Origin of the sequence: Synechococcus sp. HK01-R (assembly GCF_014217855.1) — a bacterium.
Lineage (GTDB): Bacteria > Cyanobacteriota > Cyanobacteriia > PCC-6307 > Cyanobiaceae > Synechococcus_C.
The window spans coordinates 1,172,851-1,189,298 of the sequence record NZ_CP059059.1; the positions used below are offsets into that span (position 1 = coordinate 1,172,851).

Consider the following 16,448-nt stretch of genomic DNA (forward strand, 5'->3'; position numbering starts at 1 on the left):
CGACCTCAGACGCTTGTCCGGGGCCGGGGGTGGTGAATGCAGGTGTCATCAGACCCTGGACAGGGAGGCCTTGTTCAGGCGTCGGCAGCAGCTTCGTCCTTGCTGGCAGCATCGGATTTGGAGCTGTCAGCGGCTTTCTTTTCGCCAGCAGCCTGTCCGGCGCCACCCATGCCGTATTTGCGCATGAAGCGGTCCACACGGCCCTCGGTGTCGAGGATCTTCTGGGTTCCGGTGAAGAAGGGATGATTGCCGCTCCAGACGTCGACGTGAATCTCCGGCTGGGTGGAGCCAGTGGTCATGACCACCTCTCCATTGCAGATCACCTTGGCGTCGGGATACCAGGTGGGATGAATCTCGGGCTTGGGCATGACAGGGATCAGCGCTTGGAGAACTGAGGAGCCTTGCGGGCTTTCTTGAGGCCGTACTTGCGACGTTCCTTGGCACGGGGGTCGCGGCTGAGGTGACCCTCAACTTTGAGGGGCTTGCGGTTGTCCGCCGACAGCTCGCAGAGGGCTCGGGCTGCACCCTGCTTGATGGCGTCGGCCTGACCGGTGAGGCCACCACCACGGACATTCACCAGCACGTCATAGTCGGCGGTGAGGCCGAGGGTCTGCAGAGGAGCCTTGACGGCGGCGATGTAGGCCGGGTTGTAATTCAGATAATTGTCACCCGGGCGACCATTGATGGTGATCGTGCCGTTGCCGGGGACCAGGCGGACGCGGGCCACGGAGGTCTTGCGGCGACCAGTGCCCCAGTAGACGACGGAATTAGAAGTGCTCATTGGGCGGAAGCGGCGGGATCGAGCGCGAGGGGCTTGGGCTGCTGAGCTGCATGGGGATGCTCGCTGCCTTTGTAAACCTTGAGCTTGCGGAACAGCTGGCGGCCCAGAGCGTTGTGGGGAAGCATGCCCTTGATGGCTTTCTCCACGATGCGCTCAGGCAGGCGCTCCTGCAGGTGAGCGAAGGTTTCAACCTTCATGCCGCCCGGACGTCCGGAGTGACGGCGATACAGCTTCTGCTGGGGCTTGTTACCGCTGACACGCACCTTGTCGGCATTGATGACGACCACAAAATCGCCAGTGTCGAGGTGTGGGGTGTAGCAGGCCTTGGTCTTGCCGCGCAGGACAGATGCCACCTCGGTGGCGAGTCGGCCGAGGGTCTGATTCTCAGCGTCCACCAGATACCACTGGCGTTCGATCGAATCGATGGAGGGAACGGATGTCTTGTTCATCACGCCGGCATGCCGGTTCGGGTATGCCCCACCTGAGCTGGCGGAGCTGGGCAGATGGGATCAGATTGCGTCACCGCCCTCTGATCCGAGCTCAAACAAAGAGCTTACCTCGTCGTGGATTCCTCCCTGGAACAGGGCTGATTGCTGATGAGGTGGCGGGCCGTCCTGGCCGGTGCAGCGAACGAACACTGCTTCCGGAATGGTTCAGTGGCGTTCTGGCATGGAAGGAGGATCCGGTGGCGGATCGCTCGATGCCAGAAAATACCGCGGTTGGCAATCGTACCACCCGCCCTCACTGAAGATTGCCTCGGCATACCCAGCTCGCAGCAGGCAGAGGCCCTGGGATGGCGCGGCCTCTTTGACTTCGTGGCGACGCCGTTCCCGCCAGCGTTGTTCGAAGGCGGAAGGGCTGAGTCGATGTTCTCCCACTGCCACGAGTTGTGCGGTGAGCAGTCGCACCATTCCATAGAGAAAACCACTGGCCTGGATGTCCATGACCACCAGGTCCCCTTGCCGTTCCAGATTCACATCCTGAATCGTGGTGCGGGCATGGGCGCGGCGGCTGCCGGCACGCATGAAGGCTGAAAAGTCATGCAGTCCCAGCATTCCCTCCAATGCCTGGGCCATCGCGCTCTCGTCGAGGCGCAGCTGGTAGCGGTGCCACGTCCAGGGGCTGAGGAACAGGTTCGGACGGCGCCCGTTGTAGATCGTGTAGCGATAGCGCCGGTAGGTGGCTGAGTGGCAGGCATGCCAGTCCAGAGGGCGTTCCACGGCTTCACGCACGCGGATGCTCTTGGGGAGGCGCCCATTGAGTGCCGGCGCCCAGCGGCTCGCAGGAATCGGTCCGCAGCAGTCGAAATGCACCACCTGGCCAGCGGCGTGAACTCCTGCATCGGTACGACCGGCAGCAACGGCCTGGATCGGGCGGAAGGGATCCAGCTCAGCGATCGCGTTCTCCAGGACCCCTTGCACGCTGGTGCCTTGGCGTTGCCGCTGCCATCCACAAAACAGGGAACCCTCGTACTGCACACTGATGGCGATCCGTTTCCGGATGGGGCCGTCAGAGACAGACGAGGGTTCGACAGTCGAGGGTTCGGAGAACAGCGCTGATGTCTGGATCAGACCAATTCGATGATCGCCATCTCGGCGTTGTCTCCACGACGGGGCACCGTGCGGGTGATTCGGGTGTAACCCCCGTTCCGGTCGCCGTAGCGATCCTGAGCCTTGTCGAACAGGGCATGAACGAGTTGCTTGTCAAAGATGTAGCCGATGGCGCGGCGGCGGGCTGCGAGGCTGCCGTCCTTGGCCAGCGTGATCATGCGCTCGGCCTCATCACGCAGGGCTTTGGCACGGGCCTTGGTGGTGGTCACACGACCCTCACGAATCAGCTGGGTGGTGAGGCCACGGAGCATGGCCTTGCGCTGGTCAGCCGGACGACCCAGCTGGGGAACTCGACATTGGTGACGCATGGTTCAGGTGCGGAGGTGGGACGAACGGATGGAATCAGGCGCTGGTGCGGCTCTGGGGGATCGAGATGCCGATGCGCTCGAGGGCTTCGATCACCTCATCGGCTGACTTGGAGCCGAAGTTCTTGATCTCAAGCAGGTCTTCGTAGCTGAAGCCCATGAGATCGGAGACGGAATTGACCTGGGCACGCTTCAGGCAGTTGTAGGCCCGAACCGAGAGGTTCAGTTCCTCGAGGGGGATCTGGGCCTCTGCGGATGGCTCGGGCTCGAGTCCGGGCTCCTCCACCATCGTGACCGTGGCCAGAGGCTGGAAGAGTTCGATCAGCTGGTTAGCCGCCTGAGCAATGGCGTCATCGGGAGTGATCGAACCGTCGGTGACCACCTCCATGCGCACCCGCTCACGAGCAGATCCACCTTCGGCAACGGCTGTTTCATCGATGCTGAAGTTCACCCGTTGCACGGGCATGAACACGGCATCGATCTGAAGCAGATCGATGGCACTGGTGTCTTCGTTGTGGCGGTCAACGGGGCGATAGCCGATGCCGCGCTCCACATGGACTTCCAGCTCGAGGCTGTGACCATCACTCACCGTTGCGATCGGTCGCTCCGGATCCACCACCTGCACCTGGGAGGAAAACTGCAGGTCACGGGCCTTCACCTCAGCGGGACCAGAGACAACAAGCCGACCGATTTCCAGCTCGCTGGTGCGGCTGTTGACGCTCAGCTGTTTGCAGTTCAGGAGGATGTCGAGAACGTCCTCTCGAACTCCGGGAACGGTGGCGTACTCATGGTTGACGCCGGCGATGCGTACCGCGGTGACGGCGCTGCCTTCCAGGCCTCCCATCAACACCCGACGCAGGGCATTGCCGAGGGTGGTTGCCTGGCCACGCTCCAGGGGACCGATGAGAAATACACCGGTCTGAGCGCGATCATCAGCGATCTGATGCTCGATACGGTCGATCTGGTATTGCAGCACGGTCTGTAGCGGGGAGGAGGGAAGGAAACCTGGGGGCGGAACGTCGCTCAGACGCGACGGCGCTTGGAACGGCGGCAGCCGTTGTGGGGAAGCGGCGTGACATCGCGGATCAGGGTGATCTCCAGCCCGGCCACTTGGAGGGCGCGGATGGCGGTTTCACGGCCTGAACCGGGGCCACGCACCAGCACCTCGATCTGACGCATGCCCTGCTCGAGAGCACGGCGGGCGGCTGCTTCGGCAGCGGTCTGCGCTGCGAAAGGTGTGCCTTTGCGCGCGCCTTTGAAACCGCTCGCTCCAGCCGACGACCAGGAGATGACCTCGCCGGTGGTGTCGGTGATCGAAACGATCGTGTTGTTGAAGGTGCTTTGGATGTGTGCAACGCCGTTCGGGACGTTGCGCTTGGCCTTCTTGGGGCCTGATTTCTTGGCGGGTTTGGCCATGGGCTGGGGCCTGGAGGCGAATAGGGGGAGATGTCAGGGGCGGGCGGTCGTTGACGACGGGCGTCAGCGGCTTCGCCTCACTTCTTCTTGCCAGCGACGGTTTTGCGCGCGCCACGGCGGGTGCGGGCATTCGTGCGAGTGCGCTGGCCGCGCACAGGAAGACTCATGCGGTGGCGACGGCCACGGACGCAGCCGATGTCCTGCAGGCGCTTAAGGGCCATGCCCTCCTGACGCCTCAGATCACCTTCGATTGTGTAGGCCTCGGTGGCGCCGCGCAGTTTCTGCACATCGCCATCCTCCAGATCCTTGACGCGGATGTCAGGGTTGACACCGGTCTTGGACAGGATGGTCCGGGCCCGGGTGGGGCCGATTCCATAGATGTAGGTGAGGGCGACTTCGATCCGCTTGTCGCGGGGAATGTCGACGCCAGCAATCCTTGCCACTGAGCAATCAATCGAAGGGGGGACGGGGGCCGACGGTGTCGGCAGTTGAGGCGATGGCCTGAGGGGCTCTGCTGTCAGAGCTGAACCTCAGGTCCGGCAGCTGGGGATCAGCCCTGGCGCTGCTTGTGCTTGGGGTTGGTGCAGATGACCATGACCCGGCCGTGGCGGCGAATCACACGGCACTTGTCGCACATTTTCTTGACCGAGGCGCGCACCTTCATGGGGTGTGGCTCTCCAAAATTCCAAACAGCTAACCTATCACAGCGGGTCTATCAAGACCCTTGAAGCGCTTGTTCGATCCGCTCGGTGATCGCCTCGACGCTGCCCTGGGCCTCGACCGAGAGCAGTAAGCCCTGCTGGCGGTAGTGGTCAATCAGTGGAGCGGTCTTCTCGCGATAGACCTCGAGCCTGTGGCGGATCACGTCTTCAGTGTCGTCAGCGCGGCCGCGGGCGAGCATTCGTTCAATGAGCACCGCGTCATCAAGCTCCAGAAGCACCACGGCTTCGAGGGGTTGCTTGAGTCCGTCGAGCAGTGGTGCCAGGGCCTCGGCCTGAACAACGGTGCGAGGAAAACCGTCAAGCAGCCAGCCCCCGCCATCCAGGCTGCCGAGCTGGGCCTTGACGATGGCGAGCACCAGGGTGTCGCTGACCAGTTCTCCCCTGTTCATGGCCGCTTCGGCTTCCTTGCCCAGGTCGCTGCCGGCGGCTACCTCGGAACGGAGCAGATCTCCGGTGGAGAGGTGCTTCATGCCGTGGCTTGCGCAGAGGCGTGCTGCCTGGGTTCCCTTGCCGGCGCCGGGGGGGCCGAGGAAGAGGAGGCGGTTCTTCATGGCTGTAGTCGTGGGAAGAGGGGGATCAGGGAATCGGGGGTGTATCAGGCAAAAAGCACGTTACCGTGCTCAATGCGTGTTTTTTGCGTATCGAGAACGTGCCTATTGCCGCACAAGTCCTTCGTAGCGCTGGGAGATCACGTAGGTCTGAACTTGCTTGGCGGTGTCAATCGCCACGCCGACCAGAATCAGGAGCGAGGTGGCACCCAGGCCCTGGAAGGTCGTGACTCCTGTGGCTCGCTCCACCGCGGAAGGGATGATCGCCACCGCACCAAGGAAGAGGCCCCCCAGCAAGGTGAGTCGGTTTTGCACCCCAGAGAGATAGGTCGCCGTGGCACTGCCTGGTCGCACCCCTGGAATCGCCACGCCTCCCTTTTTGAGATTGGAGGCGATATCGCTTGGATTTACGGTGAGCGAAGCGTAGAAATAGGCAAATCCCAGGATCAATGCGAAGAAGAGCAGGGCATAGGGCCAGGGATTCGGAGCGCCAGGGCTGAGGGCGCTGGAGGCGCGGATCAGCAGCGGATTCTTGGTGAAATTGGCGATGGTGATCGGCAAGAAGATCAGTGCCGAGGCAAAAATGATGGGCATCACGCCACCGGCATTGAGCTTCAGAGGCAAATAGCTCTGACGACTAGGGAGCAGGGCGGTGCCGCCCACCTGGCGCTTGGCGCTCACAATCGGCAGTCGACGGGCGCCCTCCTGCACGAAAATGATGCCCACGATCGTGACCAGGAACACCAGTACCAGAACAATGATGCCCAGGACATCATTGCGGTCTCCGGTCTGAGCCTTTTCGATCGTGGCCCCGAGCGCCTGGGGCAGGGTGGCCACGATGTTCAGGAAAATCACAAGCGAGGCGCCCTGACCGATGCCCCGTTCGGTGATGACCTCACTGATCCACATCACCACCATCGATCCCGTGACCAGTGCCAGGGCGGTCTGAACCACGAACACCGTCTCGCTGAGACCTTCCACTGCGTACTGGCGCAGGATCATTGCGAAGACGATGCTCTGCAGCAGTCCCCAGCCCAGAGCCACATAGCGGGTGATCTGGGCGATTTTGCGTCGCCCGGCCTCGCCCTCATTTTTCTGAAGGTCCTCGAGTTGCGGCAGCGCCGCTGTCAGCAGCTGAAGGATGATCGAGGCATTGATGAAAGGCAGGATCCCCAGGGCGAAGACGCCCAGGGTGGAGATGCCTCCTCCGGTGAAGATGTCGAGGAAGCCGATCAGCTGGCCGCCTTGCTTCAGGAAGTCCTGGAAGGCCACCCGGTCGATGCCGGGCATGGGGATGTAAATCCCAAGGCGCACGAGCATCAACAGACCGAGGGTGGTGAGCACTCGACCGCGCAGCTCTTTGTTCTGCACCAGCTGGGTGATCACCTCTCCGGCGCTGGGATTGCGACCCCGACTGACGAGCATGGATGAATGGAAATGAAAGGGCTTGATGCCAAAAAGCCGTCCGCAGACCAGGGGACTGCGGACGGCTCAGACCTTAGATCTGCACTGGCGGATCCGTGAGGATTCAGTCGAGCAGTTCGCAGCTGCCGCCAGCGGCTTCAATCTTGGTGCGGGCGGAGGCGGTGAAGGCCGCAGCCTGAACGGTGAGTTTCACCTTCAGCTCACCATTGCCAAGGATCTTGAGCGGATGCTTGGGGCTGGTCACAACCCCTTCCTTGACCAGGGAGTCGAGGTTGACGGTGCAGCCGGCCTTGAGCTCATTGAGGGCAGACACGTTCACCACAGTGAAGAACTTTGGGTTCACCAGTGGGAAGTGCTTGAGCTTCGGTACCCGGCGGTAAAGGGGCATCTGGCCACCCTCGAAGCCGGGGCGGGTGGGTCGGCCGGAACGTGACTTCTGGCCGCGCATGCCGAAGCCGCAGCTGGCGCCCTGGCCGGCGGCGATGCCGCGACCCTTGCGCAGTTTGCGGCGTCGGGCGCCGGCGTTGGCCTTGAGGTTGTCGAGTCGGAGAGTCATGGGGAATCAGGAGTAGATCTGCTCGAGGGAGATCCCCCGTTCCTTGGCGGTCTCCTTGTGGGTGCGGAGAGCCTCGAGGGCCACCATGGCAGCCCGCGCATTGTTGAGGGGAGTCTTGCTGCCCAGGCGCTTGGCAAGCACGTTCTTGATGCCGGCCAGTTCCAGCACGGTGCGGATCGAACCGCCCGCGATCACACCCGTACCAGGAGCGGCGGGGCGGATCAGCACGCTGGCGGCGCCATCGCGACCATTGGACAGGGTGGGAATGGAGTTGTGGCGGGTCAGAGGCACCTTCACCAGATGCTTCTTGCCATCGGCCACGCCCTTGCGAACAGCACCGATCACATCGCCGGCCTTGCCGACACCCACGCCGACCTGACCTTTCTCGTTGCCGACAACGACGATGGCTCGGAAGCTCATCTTCTTACCGCCCTTGACGGTCTTGGACACGCGGCGGATTTGCACCACGCGCTCCTGCCATTCGGAGTCACGCTCCTGGTTGCGGCGGTCGCCACGGCGTCCACCACCACGGCGATCACCGCGGTCGCGGTCGCCACGGCCCCGGCGCTGCTCCTGCTGCCCTTCGGCGGCTGCAGGCACATCGGATGCTGCCGGGATGTCGTTCGGGTTGGTCTGGGTGTTGGGTTCGGTCATGGTGAGAGCAGGGTCAGAATTGCAGGCCCGCTTCCCGGGCGGCATCGGCAAGGGCTTTCACCCGTCCGTGGTACAGGTTGCCGCCGCGATCGAAGACCACCTGTTGGATCCCCTTAGCGAGGGCGCGTTTGGCCACCAGTTCGCCAACGGCGACGGAGGCATCGCAGCTTCCAGCGTTGGCTTTGAGACTGGTGCGCAGGTCCTTGTCGACGGTAGAGGCTGAGCAGAGGGTGCTCTGGGACTCGTCGTCGATGACCTGGGCGTAGATGTGGTTGTTGGAGCGGAAAATCGCCAGCCGGGGACGCTCGGCGGAGCCGCTGATTTGGCGACGCAGGCGCCGGTGGCGCTTCTGGGTCTGTTGTTTGCGGGAAAGAGTCGACATGGTGGGAAATGCGGAAGGGGGTCTGGCAGGGGGTTACTTCTTGCCCGACTTGCCGGCCTTGCGCAAGATGCGCTCGCCCGCATATTTGATGCCCTTGCCCTTGTAGGGCTCAGGTGGGCGGATGGCGCGGATCTTGGCGGCTTCATTGCCCACCAATTCCTTGTCGGTTCCGGAGACGGTGACGTTGGTGTTGTTCTCCACCGCAAAGGTGATTCCGTCGGGAGGAATCATCTCAACGGGGTGGCTGTAACCGGCACTCACCACAAGGTTCTTGCCTTTCACCTGGGCACGGTTGCCCACACCGACGATTTCCAGTTTCTTGCTGAATCCGGTGCTGACACCTTCGACCATGTTGGCCACCAGGGTGCGGCAGAGACCGTGACGCTCACGGGAGCGGCGCTTGTCGCTGCTGGGAGCCACCACCAGAGTGTTCTCCACCTGGCTAATGGTCACACCCTCAGGGAGGGTGCGCTTCAGTTCGCCCTTCGGGCCCTTCACGGTGACCGCGAGACCATCGAGGCTCACGCTCACCTTGTCGGGGATGGGGATGGGGGATTTACCGATACGAGACATGGTTCTGGCTCCGGATCAATAGACGTAGCAGAGCACTTCACCACCGACGCCCTGCTTGCGGGCATCGCGGTCGCTCATCACACCCTTGGATGTGGAGATGATCGCCACTCCAAGACCGCCCAACACTTTGGGGAGGCCACGGGTGTTCTTGTAGATGCGCAAGCCCGGCTTGCTCACACGCTGCATGGAGCGAATGGTGGGCTGACGGTGCTTGCCGCTGTACTTGAGTTCGAGCACAAGGTGCGTCTGCACGCCTTCGCCTTCTTCGCTGATTTCAGCGATGAAGCCTTCCTGCTGCAGCACCTTGGCGATGCTGCGGGACATCCGAGAGGCGGGAACTTTGGTGGTCTGATGACGTTTCTCACTCGCATTGCGGATGCGGGTGAGCATGTCGGAAATAGGGTCGTGGTTGGCCATAGTGGTTTCCGAGGGGGGCTCAGTTGCTGCGGAATGGCATTCCCATCTCGCGGAGGAGGGCCCGGCCCTCTTCATCCGTGCGGGCAGTGGTCACGATGGTGATGTCCATGCCCCTGATGGCGTCGATCTTGTCGAAGGAGATCTCAGGGAAGATGATCTGCTCCCTCACCCCCAGGGTGTAGTTGCCACGGCCGTCAAAGCTCTTGGGGCTCACACCGCGGAAATCGCGGATGCGGGGCAGAGCCAGATTGATCAGACGCTCCAGGAAGGCATACATGCGGTCTCCACGAAGGGTGACGGCACAGCCGATTGGCATGCCCTGACGGATCTTGAAGCCGGCGATGGCCTTCTTGGCACGGGTCACCACAACCTTCTGGCCGGTGATCTGCGCCAGTTCCGTCACGGAGGCCTCAAGGGACTTCGCGTTCTGGGCGGCTTCGCCGAGACCCCGGTTGACGGTGACTTTCACCACCTTGGGGACTTCGTGGATGTTGGAGAGACTCAGGTCTTTCAGCAATTTGGGCTGAATGGTCTCCCTGTAGCGCTGTTTGAGTGACATAGCTGGGGGATGAGGACTTCTGGGCTTGGTCAGAAGACGGGCCGGGTGATCAATCGATCACTTCGCCGGTTTTCTTGAGGCGGCGCTTCTTGGTGCCGTCTTTTTCGATCACCACTTCAACGCGGCTGGCGACCTTCTTTTCGGTGGAGTAGAGCATCACGTTGGAGGCATGCAGTGAGGCCTCTTCTGTGACGATCCGACCGCTTTCACCTTCCTGGGTGGGCTTGACGTGGCGGGTGCGCAGATTGATGCCCTGCACGATCACGCGGTTCTCGTTTGGCAGGGTGCGCAGCACCTCACCGGTCTTGCCCTTGTCTTTGCCGGTGATCACCTGAACGGTGTCACCTTTGCGCAGACGCATCTTGATCCGCTCGCTCGTGCTGGTTTTGGGAGTTGCGGTTGCCATCTCAGATCACCTCCGGAGCAAGGGAGACGATTTTGGTGAAGTTGCGCTCGCGCAATTCCCGAGCAACCGGTCCGAAGACGCGAGTGCCCCGCGGATTGTTGTCCGCGTTGATGATCACGGCCGCGTTGTCGTCGAAGCGGATCGAGTTACCCGTGTCGCGACGGAGGGTGTGCCTGGTGCGGACCACCACAGCCTTGACCACATCGGACTTCTTCACGCCCATGTTGGGCATGGCGTCTTTGACAGCGGCCACGATCACATCACCGACATGGGCGTAGCGACGGTTGCTGCCCAGCACGCGGATGCACTGGATGCGCTTGGCGCCGCTGTTATCAGCGACGGTCAAATAGGTTTCCTGCTGAATCATTTCGCGGCCTCCTCAGCCTTGGCGCTGTGGCTGAGCACTTCGGCGACAGCCCAGCGTTTGTGACGGCTCAGTGGGCGGGTTTCGGTGATCCGAACCCGGTCGCCGACGCGGCAGCTGTTGTCCTCGTCGTGAGCTTTGTAGCGAGTGGTGCGGCTGACCGTCTTCTGGTAGATGGGATGAGGGAAGCGGTTCTCCACCGCAACCACCACCGTTTTGTCCATCTTGTCGCTGACGACGGTGCCGACCCTTTCCTTGGTTGCCATGTCTGGTTCTCCTTAGGGGGTCAGGAAGCGGCGGAGCGCTGACGCTCCGCTTGCACCGTCAGCAGCTGGGCCAGCTTGATGCGGCTTTGCTTGAAGCGGTGCGTATTGCTCAGCTGCCGGGTGGCTTGCTGAAAGCGCAGATCAAACAGTTCGCGGCGAAGGCCGTCGATCTGCTCGTTGATGTCTGCGTCGGTGAGCTGGCGCAGCTCGGAAGCATTGGGGCGTGCCATGGTCAGGCCTCCACGGTTGCGGTGGACGCTGCCTTGGCATCGCTGCCAGCGGCGGCTTTCTCCTGGTCGTCCAGGGAGATGAACTTGGTTTTCACGGGCAGCTTGTACTGCGCCAGGCGCATGGCCTCCCGTGCAATCTCGGGGGTGATTTCGGCACCGCCCATCTCGAAGAGCACCCGGCCCGGCTTGATCACAGCCACCCAGAATTCTGGGTTGCCCTTACCGGAACCCATACGGGTTTCAGCGGGGCGCATCGTGATCGGTTTGTCGGGGAAGATCCGGATCCAGATCTTGCCGCCACGTTTGACGTGACGGGTCATGGCACGACGGCTGGCCTCGATCTGGCGCGAGGTGATCCAGCCACACTCCTGTGCCTGCAGCGCGAACTGACCAAAGGCAATGGTGTTGCCTCGGGTGGCGATGCCGCGCATGCGGCCGCGCTGCTGCTTACGGAATTTGACGCGTTTTGGACTCAGCATGGTTCAGGCCTCCTGTTCAACCCTCGTTAGAGCGGTCTTCGAACTGTTGGGGCCTGCGACCGGCCCGACGCCGTGGGGTTGCCCCCACAGGCAGTTGCTGCCGGGCCTCGTCGCCCAGCACTTCGCCTTTGAACACCCACACCTTGATGCCCAGCACCCCGTAGGTGGTGCTGGCCACTTTGGTGGCGTAATCGATGTCGGCACGAAGGGTGTGCAGTGGCACACGTCCTTCACGCGTCCATTCGGTTCGGGCGATCTCGGCGCCATTGAGGCGGCCGCTCACCTGGATCTTCAGGCCGAGCACACCAGCCCGCTGGGCCCGTTGAACGGCCATGCGGATGGTGCGTCGGAACGCCACGCGCTTCTCGAGTTGCTGGGCGATGTACTCGGCCAGCAGGAAGGCATCAGCGTCGACACGCTCGACTTCAACCACGTTGATCCGCACCTGACGGCTCAGATCTCCGACGGTCTTTTGAATGCCACTACGCAGCTCTTCAATGCCGCTGCCCTGGCGGCCGACCAGCACGCCGGGGCGTGCTGTCTTGAGTTCAACCTCAAGCTGGTCGGCCTTTCGGGCGATCAGCACATCGCTGATGCCGGCAGCGCCGTATTTCTTGTGGATGAACTTGCGGATCCGATCGTCTTCTTGGAGAAGAGTCGGATAGCTCTTGCTGGAGGCGTACCAGCGGGACCGGTGCTCCTGGGTGATCCCCAGGCGTAAGCCGGTTGGATGGATTTTGTGTCCCATCAGTCGGTGTGCTCGGGGGTCAGGAGTCGGTCTGAGCTGCCACAGCAATGCTGATGTGGCAGGTCTGCTTCTTGATCGCGTAGGCGCGACCTTGGGCGCGGGGCCGATACCGCTTCATGGCAGGGCCCATGTCGGCACTGGCCTGGGAGATCACCAGGGAGGAGGGATCAAGGCCCAGGTTGTGCTCGGCATTGGCCACAGCCGACCGAAGCACCTTGGTGATCGGACCGGTGGAGCGATAGGGCATGAACTCGAGCATGATCAGCGCGTCGCGATAACTGCGGCCGCGGATCTGGTCGAGGACACGGCGCACCTTGGACACAGAGCCGCGGATGAAGCGACCGTGTGCCCGGGCGGTGGTGGCCGTTGGGGATGACGTGGTCATGGTCTCAGCGGCCTCCTTTCTTGTCTTTGATGTGGCCCTTGAAGGTGCGGGTGGGGGCGAATTCGCCCAGCTTGTGACCCACCATCTGCTCGGTCACAAAGACCGGCACGTGGGTTTTGCCGTTGTGAACGGCAATGGTGTGGCCGATCATCATCGGCAGGATGGTGGAGGCCCGAGACCACGTCTTGATCACCGACTTGTCGTCGGCGGCGTTTTGCTTTTCAACCTTGCGCAGCAGGCTGTCAGCAATGAAAGGGCCTTTTTTAAGTGAACGTCCCATGGCGGATTAGGCGAACGACAGATCGGTGAACAACATCAGGAGTCGCGTCCGCCACGGCTCCGCTTGGACGTCTTACGACGCTTGCGGAGGACGAACTTGTTACTCGGCTTGTTCCGCTTGCGGGTCTTGAGACCCAGGGCCGGCTTACCCCAAGGGGTGACAGGACCGGAGCGGCCGATCGGTGCCCGACCCTCACCACCACCGTGGGGGTGGTCGCAGGGGTTCATGACACTGCCGCGGACCTGAGGACGACGTCCCAGCCAGCGACGGCGACCTGCCTTGCCCAGGCTGGTGTTGCGGATCTCGGAGTTGCCCACTTCGCCGAGGGTGGCGTAGCACTCACGGCGGACCAGGCGCACCTCGGTAGAGGGCAATTTGAGGGCGACATAGTCGCCTTCTTTGGCCATCACCTGGGCACTGGCACCAGCGGTTCTCACCATCTGGCCACCGCGACCGGCATAGAGCTCGACGCAGTGAACACTGGAGCCGAGGGGAATGGCCGAGAGCGGCATTGCGTTGCCGTCCTCGATCGGTGCCTCAGGTCCTGAGACCACGGTCTGGCCGACCGTCACACCGGCCGGAGCCAGGATGTAGCGCTTCTCGCCATCGGCATAGAAGAGCAGGGCCAGCCGCGCATTGCGGTGGGGGTCGTAATGGATAGCGGCGACCTTGGCGGGCACGCCGTGCTTGTTGCGGCGGAAATCCACAACGCGATACAGACGCTTGTGGCCGCCACCGCGATGGCGGCAGGTGATCACACCGCGGTTGTTGCGTCCCTTGCGACGGTGCTTGGCCACCACAAGGGAACGTTCCGGCTTGCGGCCGGTGACCTCACTGAAGTCGGTGACCACCCGGGTGCGGGTACCGGGGGTGTAGGGGCGGAAAGTACGAATTGCCATGACGTTTCAGACCCCTCAGGACTCAGGGAAGAGTTGGATGGAGTTGCCCTCGGCCAGGCGCACCACGGCCTTCTTCACCTGGGCACGCTTGCCGGCGAAGCGACCGACGCGACGGCTGCGCCGCGGCGGGTTCATGGTGCTGATGCCCGTGACCTTGACATCGAAGAGCTGCTCAACGGCAGCCTTGATGTCGGGCTTGGCTGCGCGGTGATCCACCTCAAAGGTGTACTGGTTGAGTTCCAGTGCGCGGGTGGCCTTTTCGGTGATCAGCGGGCGGCGGATCACATCGGCCAGACGTCCGGTGAAGCGCTCAGTCATCGCCGTAGACCTCCTGAATCGTTGCGAGTGCGTCCTCGCCCATCACCAGGGAGTTGGCGTTGAGAAGATCGAAGACGTTGAGTTGATCGGCGGCGATCAGCTTCACCTTCTCCAGGTTGCGCACCGAGCGGCGCACCACCTCAGAGGGGCTGGAAAGGATGATCAGCACCTTGGCTCCATCGGCAATGCCGAGGCGACCGAGTGCATCAGTGATCTCACGGGTTTTCGGTGCTTCCAGAGAGCTGCCGAAATCCTTCACCACCGTGAGGTCTTCGATGCGGGCCATCAGCGCGGTGCGCAAGGCCAGGCGACGCTCCTTGCGGTTCATCGCAAGGTTGTAGCTGCGGGGCTTCGGTCCGAAGACGATGCCGCCACCGGGACGCAGAGGCGTACGGATTGAACCCTGGCGGGCTCGGCCGGTGCCTTTTTGCTTGTAGGGCTTGCGACCGCCACCGCGGACTTCCGCCCGGGTGAGGGTGCTGGCGGTGCCCTGACGGCTGTGGGCCTGCTGACGCAGGACGGCACGGTGCATCAGGTCGAGGGCGGTGGTCTCCTTGGCCACCTTCAGGTCAAGGCTTGCCTTGCCGGCTTCCTTGCCCTGCCAGTCACGAACAACACAGTTGGCCATCACTTACCTCCGTTGGCGGGCTTGTCACCCACACGCTTGGCGGGCCGGATGTTGAGCAGGGAGCCCGGCTTGCCCGGGACGGAACCCTTCACCACCAGCAGATTGCGCTCGCTGTCGATCTTCAGAATCGTGAGCCCACGGGTGGTGATTTTTTTGCCGCCATAGCGGCCGGCCATGCGCTTGCCGGGGTAGATGCGGCCCGGTGTCGTGCCGGCGCCGGTCGAACCCGGTTCGCGGTGGTTCTTGGAACCGTGGGTCATAGGACCGCGGCTGAACCCGTGGCGCTTCTGATAACCGGCGAAACCGCGACCCATGGTGTCGCCGCTCACGTCCACCTTTTGGCCCGCTTCGAAATCACCAACGGTGATGGCACCACCGAGCTCGAGTCCGGCCACGTCATCGACGCGGTACTCGCTCAGGTGGCGCAGCAGATCCTCGCCGGATTTGGCGAGGTGACCCTTAGCGGGCTTATTGATCAGTTTTTCGCGGGTTTCGCCAAAACCGATCTGCACGGCGGCATAGCCATCCGTGTCATTTGTTTTGAGTTGGGTGATGCGGCAAGGGCCCGCCTCGATCAGGGTGACCGGGACGGCTCTGCCTTGCTCGTCGAAGAGCTGGGACATACCCAGCTTCTTCCCAAGGATGCCGATGGACATGGGGGGTAGAAACGCCAGCGTGGACAACCTCCATCCGAGAAGGAAGGGGGCCTGGGGGGCGCTGATCGAAGTAACGCAGTCATGGCCGGGAACGCGTCGCCTGAGGGGACGTGATCCGGAATGGGGCTAGCGAGCGAATCAGCTGGCTGGGACTTGTCCGGAAGTGACCGGTCAGTTTCCCGGCAACATGCCCGAAGGCAGGGGTTGCACTGGCCTGGGGATCCGGCGCAATCGCCGGACCTGCTCTGTGAACTGGAGGCCCGGCTAGCGGACGGGCACAGAAACACGGAGCAAACAAAAAACTTACACCACGACGGTTCCCCCTCCCCTCAAGCCTCCTCCTGCTGCCAGACTCCCCCAAGCTGTTCTGGGTTCATGCCGCTGCTGCTCTCTGGACGGGGATTCCGCCGCGAGCTCGAGGCTGAGGGTTGCATGGCTGTTCATGCTCCTCTTGAAGGTGGTGCCGAGACGCGTTTGTTGCGTCGTTTGCGGGCAGCCGGTTATCGCACCCACATCACAACGGCGCGTGGCTTGGGTGATCCGGAGGTCTTCCTCTTCCAAAAGCATGGCGTCCGTCCGCCGCACCTCGGTCATCAGAGCGTTGGGCGCGGTGCCGCTGTCGGTGAGGTGCAGGAGGTCATGCCTCTGCTCGGTGAGCGCATGCTGGGCGATCAGCCTGTGGTGCTCTGGTTGCTTGAAGGGCAGGTCCTGTCTCGCTCCGAGCTGCTCTCCCTCTGCGCGCTCTGTCGACGGGAGCCGCGCTTGAAGGTGGTGGTGGAGATGGGTGGTGCCCGAGCTTTGCGTTGGCAGCCCATGACCCGTTTGCTGGGGGCCTGAGCCA

Annotated in this window: 30 protein-coding genes; 1 reads left to right on the plus strand and 29 read right to left on the minus strand. The window is 62.6% G+C overall.

Going from position 1 to position 16,448, the window contains the following annotated elements; genetic code table 11:
- Positions 1 to 74: 74 nt before the first annotated feature.
- The 29 genes from rpmE to rplC form a co-directional block, all read right to left on the minus strand.
- Positions 75 to 368, minus strand: a complete 294-nt coding sequence (gene rpmE / locus H0O21_RS06020; RefSeq protein ID WP_131454737.1) for a 50S ribosomal protein L31 — start codon at positions 366 to 368, stop codon at positions 75 to 77.
- Positions 369 to 376: 8 nt separating this feature from the next.
- Complete coding sequence (rpsI, locus tag H0O21_RS06025; RefSeq protein ID WP_131594215.1) at positions 377 to 781, minus strand: 30S ribosomal protein S9; 405 nt, start codon at positions 779 to 781, stop codon at positions 377 to 379.
- Complete coding sequence (gene rplM, locus H0O21_RS06030; RefSeq protein WP_131454735.1) at positions 778 to 1,230, minus strand: 50S ribosomal protein L13; 453 nt, start codon at positions 1,228 to 1,230, stop codon at positions 778 to 780. The genes rpsI and rplM overlap by 4 nt, the downstream gene beginning before the upstream one ends.
- Positions 1,231 to 1,434: 204 nt before the next feature.
- Positions 1,435 to 2,334, minus strand: a complete 900-nt coding sequence (truA, locus tag H0O21_RS06035) for a tRNA pseudouridine(38-40) synthase TruA (protein WP_185190907.1) — start codon at positions 2,332 to 2,334, stop codon at positions 1,435 to 1,437.
- Between the two features lie 14 nt (positions 2,335 to 2,348).
- Positions 2,349 to 2,699: a 50S ribosomal protein L17 gene (rplQ, locus tag H0O21_RS06040; RefSeq protein WP_131454733.1), complete on the minus strand. Its 351-nt coding sequence runs from the start codon at positions 2,697 to 2,699 to the stop codon at positions 2,349 to 2,351.
- Positions 2,700 to 2,733: 34 nt separating this feature from the next.
- A complete protein-coding gene (locus H0O21_RS06045; RefSeq protein ID WP_131454732.1) occupies positions 2,734 to 3,672 on the minus strand; it encodes a DNA-directed RNA polymerase subunit alpha in 939 nt (312 codons plus the stop codon).
- A gap of 47 nt (positions 3,673 to 3,719) precedes the next feature.
- Positions 3,720 to 4,112, minus strand: coding sequence for a 30S ribosomal protein S11 (gene rpsK / locus H0O21_RS06050; protein WP_006854807.1), 393 nt, complete (start codon positions 4,110 to 4,112; stop codon positions 3,720 to 3,722).
- Positions 4,113 to 4,189: 77 nt separating this feature from the next.
- Entirely contained in the window at positions 4,190 to 4,555 is a 366-nt protein-coding gene (gene rpsM / locus H0O21_RS06055; RefSeq protein ID WP_131454731.1) for a 30S ribosomal protein S13, read from the minus strand.
- 107 nt (positions 4,556 to 4,662) lie between these two features.
- A complete protein-coding gene (gene rpmJ, locus H0O21_RS06060; RefSeq protein WP_006173336.1) occupies positions 4,663 to 4,776 on the minus strand; it encodes a 50S ribosomal protein L36 in 114 nt (37 codons plus the stop codon).
- A gap of 51 nt (positions 4,777 to 4,827) precedes the next feature.
- Positions 4,828 to 5,385 (minus strand): adenylate kinase, encoded by a 558-nt coding sequence (locus H0O21_RS06065; protein ID WP_185190738.1) that lies wholly within the window; start codon positions 5,383 to 5,385, stop codon positions 4,828 to 4,830.
- 102 nt (positions 5,386 to 5,487) lie between these two features.
- A complete protein-coding gene (gene secY, locus H0O21_RS06070; RefSeq protein ID WP_131454729.1) occupies positions 5,488 to 6,807 on the minus strand; it encodes a preprotein translocase subunit SecY in 1,320 nt (439 codons plus the stop codon).
- Positions 6,808 to 6,910: 103 nt separating this feature from the next.
- Positions 6,911 to 7,363 carry a 50S ribosomal protein L15 gene (gene rplO, locus H0O21_RS06075; RefSeq protein WP_185190739.1) on the minus strand — a complete coding sequence of 151 codons (453 nt, stop codon included), beginning with the start codon at positions 7,361 to 7,363 and terminating at the stop codon, positions 6,911 to 6,913.
- A 6-nt stretch (positions 7,364 to 7,369) separates the two neighbouring features.
- Positions 7,370 to 8,017 carry a 30S ribosomal protein S5 gene (rpsE, locus tag H0O21_RS06080; RefSeq protein ID WP_131454727.1) on the minus strand — a complete coding sequence of 216 codons (648 nt, stop codon included), beginning with the start codon at positions 8,015 to 8,017 and terminating at the stop codon, positions 7,370 to 7,372.
- 13 nt (positions 8,018 to 8,030) lie between these two features.
- Positions 8,031 to 8,399 carry a 50S ribosomal protein L18 gene (gene rplR / locus H0O21_RS06085; RefSeq protein ID WP_185190740.1) on the minus strand — a complete coding sequence of 123 codons (369 nt, stop codon included), beginning with the start codon at positions 8,397 to 8,399 and terminating at the stop codon, positions 8,031 to 8,033.
- A gap of 33 nt (positions 8,400 to 8,432) precedes the next feature.
- On the minus strand, positions 8,433 to 8,972 hold the full coding sequence (gene rplF / locus H0O21_RS06090) for a 50S ribosomal protein L6 (RefSeq protein ID WP_131594222.1): 540 nt from the start codon (positions 8,970 to 8,972) through the stop codon (positions 8,433 to 8,435).
- A 15-nt stretch (positions 8,973 to 8,987) separates the two neighbouring features.
- Positions 8,988 to 9,389 (minus strand): 30S ribosomal protein S8, encoded by a 402-nt coding sequence (gene rpsH / locus H0O21_RS06095; protein ID WP_131454724.1) that lies wholly within the window; start codon positions 9,387 to 9,389, stop codon positions 8,988 to 8,990.
- A gap of 19 nt (positions 9,390 to 9,408) precedes the next feature.
- Entirely contained in the window at positions 9,409 to 9,948 is a 540-nt protein-coding gene (gene rplE / locus H0O21_RS06100) for a 50S ribosomal protein L5 (RefSeq protein WP_131454723.1), read from the minus strand.
- Positions 9,949 to 9,997: 49 nt separating this feature from the next.
- On the minus strand, positions 9,998 to 10,354 hold the full coding sequence (gene rplX, locus H0O21_RS06105; RefSeq protein WP_185190741.1) for a 50S ribosomal protein L24: 357 nt from the start codon (positions 10,352 to 10,354) through the stop codon (positions 9,998 to 10,000).
- Between the two features lies 1 nt (position 10,355).
- Positions 10,356 to 10,721, minus strand: a complete 366-nt coding sequence (gene rplN, locus H0O21_RS06110; RefSeq protein WP_131454721.1) for a 50S ribosomal protein L14 — start codon at positions 10,719 to 10,721, stop codon at positions 10,356 to 10,358.
- A complete protein-coding gene (gene rpsQ / locus H0O21_RS06115) occupies positions 10,718 to 10,984 on the minus strand; it encodes a 30S ribosomal protein S17 (protein ID WP_131454720.1) in 267 nt (88 codons plus the stop codon). The genes rplN and rpsQ overlap by 4 nt, the downstream gene beginning before the upstream one ends.
- Before the next feature lie 20 nt (positions 10,985 to 11,004).
- Positions 11,005 to 11,214, minus strand: coding sequence for a 50S ribosomal protein L29 (gene rpmC, locus H0O21_RS06120; protein ID WP_131454719.1), 210 nt, complete (start codon positions 11,212 to 11,214; stop codon positions 11,005 to 11,007).
- Positions 11,215 to 11,216: 2 nt separating this feature from the next.
- The gene (rplP, locus tag H0O21_RS06125) at positions 11,217 to 11,693 is read right to left on the minus strand and encodes a 50S ribosomal protein L16 (RefSeq protein ID WP_131454718.1); all 477 of its coding nucleotides are present in this window, start codon (positions 11,691 to 11,693) and stop codon (positions 11,217 to 11,219) included.
- Positions 11,694 to 11,709: 16 nt separating this feature from the next.
- Positions 11,710 to 12,441, minus strand: coding sequence for a 30S ribosomal protein S3 (gene rpsC, locus H0O21_RS06130; protein ID WP_131454717.1), 732 nt, complete (start codon positions 12,439 to 12,441; stop codon positions 11,710 to 11,712).
- Positions 12,442 to 12,460: 19 nt separating this feature from the next.
- Positions 12,461 to 12,826: a 50S ribosomal protein L22 gene (rplV, locus tag H0O21_RS06135; protein ID WP_131454716.1), complete on the minus strand. Its 366-nt coding sequence runs from the start codon at positions 12,824 to 12,826 to the stop codon at positions 12,461 to 12,463.
- 4 nt (positions 12,827 to 12,830) lie between these two features.
- A complete protein-coding gene (gene rpsS, locus H0O21_RS06140; RefSeq protein WP_006042208.1) occupies positions 12,831 to 13,106 on the minus strand; it encodes a 30S ribosomal protein S19 in 276 nt (91 codons plus the stop codon).
- Positions 13,107 to 13,141: 35 nt separating this feature from the next.
- A complete protein-coding gene (gene rplB / locus H0O21_RS06145) occupies positions 13,142 to 14,005 on the minus strand; it encodes a 50S ribosomal protein L2 (RefSeq protein WP_131454715.1) in 864 nt (287 codons plus the stop codon).
- A gap of 15 nt (positions 14,006 to 14,020) precedes the next feature.
- A complete protein-coding gene (locus H0O21_RS06150) occupies positions 14,021 to 14,323 on the minus strand; it encodes a 50S ribosomal protein L23 (protein WP_131454714.1) in 303 nt (100 codons plus the stop codon).
- The gene (gene rplD, locus H0O21_RS06155) at positions 14,316 to 14,951 is read right to left on the minus strand and encodes a 50S ribosomal protein L4 (protein ID WP_131454713.1); all 636 of its coding nucleotides are present in this window, start codon (positions 14,949 to 14,951) and stop codon (positions 14,316 to 14,318) included. The genes H0O21_RS06150 and rplD overlap by 8 nt, the downstream gene beginning before the upstream one ends.
- Positions 14,951 to 15,607 carry a 50S ribosomal protein L3 gene (gene rplC, locus H0O21_RS06160; protein ID WP_131454712.1) on the minus strand — a complete coding sequence of 219 codons (657 nt, stop codon included), beginning with the start codon at positions 15,605 to 15,607 and terminating at the stop codon, positions 14,951 to 14,953. The genes rplD and rplC overlap by 1 nt, the downstream gene beginning before the upstream one ends.
- Before the next feature lie 375 nt (positions 15,608 to 15,982).
- Between rplC and H0O21_RS06165 the strand changes: the two genes are divergently transcribed.
- On the plus strand, positions 15,983 to 16,444 hold the full coding sequence (locus tag H0O21_RS06165; RefSeq protein WP_131454711.1) for an NAD(P)H-quinone oxidoreductase subunit N: 462 nt from the start codon (positions 15,983 to 15,985) through the stop codon (positions 16,442 to 16,444).
- Positions 16,445 to 16,448 lie beyond the last annotated feature (4 nt).

What these genes read in the sequence shown, in the direction of transcription:
- rpmE (WP_131454737.1), bottom strand. Translation starts at nt 368, where the DNA reads ATGCCCAAGCCCGAGATTCATCCCACCTGGTATCCCGACGCCAAGGTG.
- rpsI (WP_131594215.1), bottom strand. Translation starts at nt 781, where the DNA reads ATGAGCACTTCTAATTCCGTCGTCTACTGGGGCACTGGTCGCCGCAAG.
- rplM (WP_131454735.1), bottom strand. Translation starts at nt 1,230, where the DNA reads ATGAACAAGACATCCGTTCCCTCCATCGATTCGATCGAACGCCAGTGG.
- rplQ (WP_131454733.1), bottom strand. Translation starts at nt 2,699, where the DNA reads ATGCGTCACCAATGTCGAGTTCCCCAGCTGGGTCGTCCGGCTGACCAG.
- rpsK (WP_006854807.1), bottom strand. Translation starts at nt 4,112, where the DNA reads ATGGCCAAACCCGCCAAGAAATCAGGCCCCAAGAAGGCCAAGCGCAAC.
- rpmJ (WP_006173336.1), bottom strand. Translation starts at nt 4,776, where the DNA reads ATGAAGGTGCGCGCCTCGGTCAAGAAAATGTGCGACAAGTGCCGTGTG.
- H0O21_RS06065 (WP_185190738.1), bottom strand. Translation starts at nt 5,385, where the DNA reads ATGAAGAACCGCCTCCTCTTCCTCGGCCCCCCCGGCGCCGGCAAGGGA.
- secY (WP_131454729.1), bottom strand. Translation starts at nt 6,807, where the DNA reads ATGCTCGTCAGTCGGGGTCGCAATCCCAGCGCCGGAGAGGTGATCACC.
- rplO (WP_185190739.1), bottom strand. Translation starts at nt 7,363, where the DNA reads ATGACTCTCCGACTCGACAACCTCAAGGCCAACGCCGGCGCCCGACGC.
- rpsE (WP_131454727.1), bottom strand. Translation starts at nt 8,017, where the DNA reads ATGACCGAACCCAACACCCAGACCAACCCGAACGACATCCCGGCAGCA.
- rplR (WP_185190740.1), bottom strand. Translation starts at nt 8,399, where the DNA reads ATGTCGACTCTTTCCCGCAAACAACAGACCCAGAAGCGCCACCGGCGC.
- rplF (WP_131594222.1), bottom strand. Translation starts at nt 8,972, where the DNA reads ATGTCTCGTATCGGTAAATCCCCCATCCCCATCCCCGACAAGGTGAGC.
- rpsH (WP_131454724.1), bottom strand. Translation starts at nt 9,389, where the DNA reads ATGGCCAACCACGACCCTATTTCCGACATGCTCACCCGCATCCGCAAT.
- rplE (WP_131454723.1), bottom strand. Translation starts at nt 9,948, where the DNA reads ATGTCACTCAAACAGCGCTACAGGGAGACCATTCAGCCCAAATTGCTG.
- rplX (WP_185190741.1), bottom strand. Translation starts at nt 10,354, where the DNA reads ATGGCAACCGCAACTCCCAAAACCAGCACGAGCGAGCGGATCAAGATG.
- rplN (WP_131454721.1), bottom strand. Translation starts at nt 10,721, where the DNA reads ATGATTCAGCAGGAAACCTATTTGACCGTCGCTGATAACAGCGGCGCC.
- rpsQ (WP_131454720.1), bottom strand. Translation starts at nt 10,984, where the DNA reads ATGGCAACCAAGGAAAGGGTCGGCACCGTCGTCAGCGACAAGATGGAC.
- rpmC (WP_131454719.1), bottom strand. Translation starts at nt 11,214, where the DNA reads ATGGCACGCCCCAATGCTTCCGAGCTGCGCCAGCTCACCGACGCAGAC.
- rplP (WP_131454718.1), bottom strand. Translation starts at nt 11,693, where the DNA reads ATGCTGAGTCCAAAACGCGTCAAATTCCGTAAGCAGCAGCGCGGCCGC.
- rpsC (WP_131454717.1), bottom strand. Translation starts at nt 12,441, where the DNA reads ATGGGACACAAAATCCATCCAACCGGCTTACGCCTGGGGATCACCCAG.
- rplV (WP_131454716.1), bottom strand. Translation starts at nt 12,826, where the DNA reads ATGACCACGTCATCCCCAACGGCCACCACCGCCCGGGCACACGGTCGC.
- rpsS (WP_006042208.1), bottom strand. Translation starts at nt 13,106, where the DNA reads ATGGGACGTTCACTTAAAAAAGGCCCTTTCATTGCTGACAGCCTGCTG.
- rplB (WP_131454715.1), bottom strand. Translation starts at nt 14,005, where the DNA reads ATGGCAATTCGTACTTTCCGCCCCTACACCCCCGGTACCCGCACCCGG.
- H0O21_RS06150 (WP_131454714.1), bottom strand. Translation starts at nt 14,323, where the DNA reads ATGACTGAGCGCTTCACCGGACGTCTGGCCGATGTGATCCGCCGCCCG.
- rplD (WP_131454713.1), bottom strand. Translation starts at nt 14,951, where the DNA reads ATGGCCAACTGTGTTGTTCGTGACTGGCAGGGCAAGGAAGCCGGCAAG.
- rplC (WP_131454712.1), bottom strand. Translation starts at nt 15,607, where the DNA reads ATGTCCATCGGCATCCTTGGGAAGAAGCTGGGTATGTCCCAGCTCTTC.
- H0O21_RS06165 (WP_131454711.1), top strand. Translation starts at nt 15,983, where the DNA reads ATGCCGCTGCTGCTCTCTGGACGGGGATTCCGCCGCGAGCTCGAGGCT.